A 1,020-nucleotide genomic window follows, 5' to 3' on the forward strand; every position below is an offset into this window, starting at 1 on the left:
GCCCAACCAGCGGGGAAGTAAACCGAACCGAGGAATTGCCGTGATCGTCATCATCGGACTCGTCATCCTGGTCGCCGCCGTAATCATCGGCGTCATAGGAGTATTCGCCAACAGCGGCAACAGCCACCTCCTGACCGACAACTTCGCGGTGTTCGGCTATCACGTCACCGGATCGACCGGGGTGCTGTTCCTTTACGGCATGGTTCTCGGCGCCATCGCGGTCGCCGGATTGGCCCTGCTACTCGCCGGCACCCGCCGCACTGCCCGCCGTGGACGCGCCGCCCGCCACGAACTCGAGTCGGCCCGACGGGAGACCCCGGTCTACTACAGTCACACCGGCACCACCAGCGTCACATCCGAACCTTCCGAGGTCGCCGAACACGACACCGGAAGCCGGACCCCGCCCCACCGGCACGGTAGGGGAAGACTGTTCGGGCGCAGGTCGATAGCGCACTGATCGCCGGTGCGTCAGAGTTCGTATGTTTCAAAACCCGGTCTACCTGCACCTTCACGGTTCAGGTAGACCGGACTCGAACCGGCACTGCGCGGACTGGGGAACCCTACGGTCGGGATCCTGGAGCACGAGGTCGGTTTCGGAGCCTTCGAAGATGAGCTGGCAGTCGTGTGGTTGTCGATGCCGGAACGTTGTCGGATTGCCGAAAACTGTTGTGCCGCAGAGCGTCATAGTTGATGGATGGGGGATCTCGAAGAGCGTCATCGATGCGGACCGGTCGTAATGTGCTGTCGGGGTGTTTCGTTGCGTCGTCCGCAAGGACGCGTCGAGTGTCAGCCCTGTCCGAGAATCGCAGCTGGCGAAGAATGTCGAAGCCAAAGGCCGCACTGGTGGTGCCCGCGACATCGCGATCGAGGTGCTGCGGTTGATGCTCTCGGCGGTGCGTACCTCGCGGCTGCCGTGCCCGCGCAAGCTGTCTCGCGCGGGACGAAATCGCGGGACTCCGGTGCGCTCCTACACAGCGCCGACGGTGGCGGACTACTGCGCGAGCACCGACCTGGCCGACT

General features: G+C 64.0%; 2 protein-coding genes. Both read left to right on the plus strand.

Features of this window, described 5'->3' with window-relative positions:
* The coding region (locus tag ACGF5C_RS35340) for a hypothetical protein (RefSeq protein WP_393308845.1) at positions 1–457 on the plus strand (457 nt) is incomplete at its 5' end.
* Between the two features lie 292 nt (positions 458–749).
* On the plus strand, positions 750–1,020 hold a 271-nt coding region (locus ACGF5C_RS35345), incomplete at its 3' end, for a hypothetical protein (RefSeq protein WP_393308847.1).

Origin of the sequence: Micromonospora sp. NPDC047620 (genome assembly GCF_043205005.1) — a bacterium.
In the GTDB taxonomy this organism is placed as follows: domain Bacteria; phylum Actinomycetota; class Actinomycetes; order Mycobacteriales; family Micromonosporaceae; genus Micromonospora.